Annotated in this window: 5 protein-coding genes and 2 pseudogenes; all 7 read left to right on the forward strand. The window is 66.3% G+C overall.

Annotated elements, in window-relative coordinates; translation table 11 throughout:
* Positions 1 to 253: pseudogene (locus DAA34_RS12575) on the forward strand (hypothetical protein); the annotation flags it as partial.
* A gap of 2 nt (positions 254 to 255) precedes the next feature.
* The gene (locus DAA34_RS11855) at positions 256 to 2217 is read left to right on the forward strand and encodes a heavy metal translocating P-type ATPase (protein ID WP_106820166.1); all 1962 of its coding nucleotides are present in this window, start codon (positions 256 to 258) and stop codon (positions 2215 to 2217) included.
* The gene (locus tag DAA34_RS11860) at positions 2214 to 2858 is read left to right on the forward strand and encodes a DsbA family protein (protein WP_007926780.1); all 645 of its coding nucleotides are present in this window, start codon (positions 2214 to 2216) and stop codon (positions 2856 to 2858) included. The genes DAA34_RS11855 and DAA34_RS11860 overlap by 4 nt, the downstream gene beginning before the upstream one ends.
* A complete protein-coding gene (locus tag DAA34_RS11865) occupies positions 2839 to 3471 on the forward strand; it encodes a vitamin K epoxide reductase family protein (protein ID WP_007926781.1) in 633 nt (210 codons plus the stop codon). Before DAA34_RS11860 ends, DAA34_RS11865 begins: the two co-directional genes overlap by 20 nt.
* Positions 3472 to 3615: 144 nt before the next feature.
* The gene (locus DAA34_RS11870) at positions 3616 to 4209 is read left to right on the forward strand and encodes a TlpA disulfide reductase family protein (RefSeq protein WP_106820168.1); all 594 of its coding nucleotides are present in this window, start codon (positions 3616 to 3618) and stop codon (positions 4207 to 4209) included.
* A pseudogene (locus DAA34_RS11875) lies at positions 4206 to 4442 on the forward strand (cytochrome c biogenesis CcdA family protein); the annotation flags it as partial. The gene DAA34_RS11870 and the pseudogene DAA34_RS11875, both read left to right, overlap by 4 nt.
* Before the next feature lie 54 nt (positions 4443 to 4496).
* Positions 4497 to 4792: transposase (locus DAA34_RS11880; RefSeq protein ID WP_158707740.1), on the forward strand; the 296-nt coding region annotated here is incomplete at its 3' end.

Genomic DNA, 4792 nt, shown 5'->3' on the forward strand with positions numbered 1-4792 from the left:
CGGCTCCCGGGTCAACGCCACCGCCCGACGACGGAACTCCAACGGCTTGGCTGCAGGCATCTTCCAGACTCCTCTCCGAGACGATCATCGCCCCAGCTCAGGTGTCCGGGAAAGCGGGTCAGGCTCCTTGGAGTCGTTGATGGACGTGGTCTTGGCGGTCGACGACGGGGTCCCCTGCATGGACGCGAACTGTGACGTGCCGTTGTGCTGCGGGACTACACCTGCGCTGGTTGCCGATGAGCAGAGGGTCTGACGATGAGTGATGTGTGCTGCGGAACGGACGGGCCCGTCGCTGAGGATCTCGCGCCGTGGTGGCGTGATCAGGGCTTGGCACTGCCAGCCGCCGCTGGAGTGCTGTGGCTGACCGGACTGCTGCTGGAATTCGGCGGCGCCGAGGGCCTGAGCGTGCTGTCCTACGCGATCGGCTTGGCTGCGGGTGCCTGGACGTTTGCTCCGGCAGCGATCCGCCGCCTAATCACGGGGCGTGGGCAGGGCCGGTTGGGTGTGGGCCTGCTGATGACGATCGCCGGTACAGGCGCCATCCTGCTGGGGCACGTGGGCGAGGCAGCAGCGTTGGCCTTTCTGTTCTCGATCGCCGAGGCACTTGAGGACCGCGCCATGGACCGGGCCCGTCACGGGCTGCGGGCGTTGTTGTCCCTCATCCCGGAAACCGCTGTCGTTTCACGAGCGGGAACGGACGAGCGGATCCCCGCCGAGCAGGTTCGGCGGGGCGATGTTCTTCTCGTCGGCGCTGGCGACCGGGTCAGCACAGACGGCGTCGTCGAGGCGGGTCACTTGTGGCTGGACACCTCGGCAATCACCGGAGAGTCGATCCCCGTCGAAGTCGCGCCCGGCGACGAGATCGCGGCCGGATCGGTCAACACCTCGGGCACGTTGCGCATCACAGCAGTCGCCGACGGGCGCGACAACTCCCTGACCCAGATGGTCGAGCTCGTCGAGCAGGCTCACGCGAACAAGGGCGATCGTGCGCGCCTGGCTGACCGCATCGCCCAACCACTCGTCCCATTGGTGCTGCTGGCCGCTGCTGCGATCGCGGCGTACGGGTTCGTCGTGGACGACCCACAGACGTGGATCGAGCGTGCGCTGGTGGTGCTGGTCGCGGCCTCACCCTGCGCCTTGGCGATCGCGGTCCCGGTCACGGTGATCTCAGCGATCGGCTCGGCCAGCAAGTTCGGGGTGATCATCAAGTCCGGAGCGGCCTTCGAGCAGCTCGGGACGATCCGCACGATCGCCTTCGACAAAACAGGCACCCTGACTCGCAACGAGCCCCGGGTGGTGGCCACTCACGCGGCCAACGGTCACACCGACGCGGAGGTGCTCTCCTTGGCAGCGGCACTGGAGGCCACCAGCACCCACCCCCTGGCGGCGGCGGTGGTCGCTGCCTCACCAGATCATCCTGCGGCGAGCGACGTCCACGAGCACGCCGGACACGGTGTCACCGGGTTGGTGGACGGACTCCGGGTACGCGTTGGCAGCCCCCGCTGGGTCGCCCCGACCGACCTGAGCGGGCAGGCCGACGCTATGGCCAGTCAAGGCATGAGCCTCATTGTGGTCGAGGTCAACGATCAAGCGTGCGGCGTGATCGGCGTCCGCGACGAGCTGCGCCCTGAGGCAGCCCAGGCCATCTCCGCCCTGCACCAGCAGGGGGTGTCCACCGTGATGCTCACCGGTGACAACGCACGCACCGCGCAGGCCATCGCCAGTGAAGCCGGCATCCGAGAGGTTCACGCGGAGACCCTGCCCCAGGACAAGGCCGACCACATACGCGCCTCGATGGCCACGGCCCCGACGGCGATGATCGGCGACGGCATCAACGACGCGCCCGCGCTGGCCACGGCCACCGTCGGTATCGCGATGGGCGCCAGCGGTTCCGCCGCCGCAGTCGAGTCCGCAGACGTTGCCTTCACCGGCCACGACCTGCGGCTGCTGCCACAAGCCCTCGCACATGCCCGCCGCGGACGAGCGATCATGACCCAAAACGTCGTCCTGTCCGTGGCCCTGATCGCGCTCCTCCCGCTCGCCCTGTTCGGCGTGCTGGGTCTGGCCGCGGTCGTGCTGGTCCACGAGGTCGCCGAGGTCATCGTCATCGCCAACGGTTTGCGAGCCATCCGCACCCAGCGCCATTCCCAGCCTGAGGCCAGAATCGATGACTACTCTGCGCGCCAGCAGCGCCCTTCGATGATTGGAACCCGATGAGCAAGAGCCTGAAACTGTCCATGGCCATGATCGTGGCGGTTCTGGTGGCATTGGTCGCTGCGGTGACGTTCAGCCGGGCCGGCGAAGAAGCGGCACCCACGGGGTCCGGAAGCGGGGCGTCCGCGCCCTTGGTGCGCGATGACAGCCCCCGCCTGACCTCCGGCAAGAAGGCAGTGTTCGTGGAGTACCTCGACTTCGAGTGCGAAGCGTGCGGTGCAGCCCACCCCGTCATGACAGACCTGCGAGAGAAGTACGGCAAAGACGTGACCTTCGTGGTGCGCTACCTCCCCCTCCACGGAAACTCGATGAACGCGGCACTGGCTGCCGAGGCCGCCCGTGAACAGGACAAGTTCGAGGAAATGCACGACAAGCTCTTCGAGACGCAGGCCGAGTGGAGCCACTCTGAATCGTCCAAGGAGAAGACCTTCGAGGGATATGCCCAGGAGCTGGGGCTGGACATGAAGCAGTACCGCGCCAGCCTGAAGGACCCCGCCGCCGCGCAGCGCATCGAGCAGAGCAAGAAGGACGCCCAGACACTGGGCGTCACCGGCACCCCCACGTTCTTCCTCGACGGCGAAAAGATCGAGCCGACCACCATCGCCGACTTCGAGACCAAGCTTGATGCCGCAATCGAAGACTGAGCCGACCGTCGTCACTCCGGCGGCTGCATTCAACGCACGCGGACTGGGCTGGCTGTACCTCGTCGGGGGCCTGGTCGGGCTGCTCTGCGCCGTCGTGCTGCTCGTGGAGAAGATCGAGCTGCTCAAGAACCCGGACTACGTCCCCTCGTGCAGCATCAACCCGATCCTGTCCTGCGGCTCGGTCATGGTCACCCCTCAAGCCGACGCCTTCGGTATCCCAAATCCGCTTATCGGAGTCGCGGGGTTCGCAGCCCTTGCCATGCTTGGAGCAGTCCTGGTCAGTGCCACAAGCCTTCGTGCATGGTTGTGGGTGGCGACCCAGGCCGCGGTGACCCTCGCGGTGGTGTTCATTCACTGGCTGATCTTCCAGAGTCTGTACGTGATCGGCGCACTGTGTCCCTATTGCATGGTCGTGTGGGTCGTGACCATCGCCGTCTTCTGGCACACCACCATTCACAACCTTCGGCGTCACCGGGGCACCGTCGCTTCGCCCACGCGCCGCGGTGTGGCGATGCTCATCGAGTACCGCGCAGCGGTCTTGACCGCTTGGTACCTGGTGATCGTCGTGCTCATCGCTATCAGGTTCTGGGACTACTGGGTCACGCTCCTGTGATCACTGACCCGTGGACCGAATCGCCATCACGCCGAGAGGCCGAGCGGCATCCTCCAGCCGCCTCGGCGCTGACGAACGACGACCCCGATACCTCGCCGCGCATCCACGCACGCGCGGCGACGACCTCAGGAGCATGAGACCCGAATGACCGCACGCTGCCCCTCCCGCCGAAGTCTCCTCGCCGCGGCCGGTGCTGTCGCTGCCACCGGTGGTCTCGCCGCGTGCTCCTCATCCGGTGCCAAGGATGAGCAAGACCTCGGCTATCGATCCGGGAACGGCAGCGTGACCGCTTTCGACGAGACCCAGCGCGGCGAACCCGTCGAGCTCGCTGGTGAAACGCTTGACGGCCAGACGTGGGACAGCGCCGATCACCGCGGCCAGGTCGTCGTCGTCAACGTCTGGGCCAGCTGGTGCGGACCCTGCGCCAAAGAGGCCCCACACCTCGTCGCGCTCAACAAAGAGCTCAAGGGCGATGACGTGCAGCTCGTCGGGATCAACTTCCGAGAGTCCTCCGTGGAGACCGGCAGATCACAAGCCAAGACGTGGGGCTTCACCTGGCCCTCGATCTACGACAAGTCCGGCACCACCTCGATCGCCATGCAAGGCAAAATGACCACCCAGCCCTCCACCGCTGTCCTCGACCGCCAGGGTCGTATCGCTGCGGTTGTCCTCGGAGCGACCACGCAGTCGACCCTTCAAGGCCTGATCGAGGACACCCTCGCCGAGGAGGGCCGATGATCGTCGCTTTCACGACCGGGCTCAGTGACCAGGTCGCCAGTGGGGCTCTGCCTCTCGCGGCGCTCGTCGCGGCCCTCGCGGGGCTCGTTTCCTTCGCCACGCCCTGCGTGCTGCCCCTCGTACCGGGCTATCTCGGCTACGTCACTGGCCTGTCCGACGTAGCACTGGAGAGGCGCAGCCGTGGCCGGATGGTCTTGGGTGCGTTGCTGTTTATCCTCGGCTTCACCATCGTTTGAACCGCACTGGATTGGTTGGAGTCTCCATCGTTTGGAAACGAGGATGTACTCATGCCGAAGGACACCACCCCGGGGAAGCCGACCACGCGTCGCTACAGCCCTGACGAGAAGGCCGCTGCGGTGCGGATGGTCAGGACTCTGCGCGCAGAGCTAGGCACAGAGCACGGCACGGTCCAGCGCGTCGCCCAGCAGTTGGGGTACGGCACCGAGTCGGTCCGGCCCTGGGTCCGTCAAGCTGATATCGACGAGGGCCACGTCGCGGGCATCAGTACCAGTGACGCGGCGAAGATGAAGGCTCTGGAGCAGGAGAACCGTGAGCTCAAGCGCGCCAACGAAATCTTGAAGAG

Origin of the sequence: Janibacter massiliensis (genome assembly GCF_900289115.1) — a bacterium.
GTDB lineage: Bacteria > Actinomycetota > Actinomycetes > Actinomycetales > Dermatophilaceae > Janibacter_A > Janibacter_A massiliensis.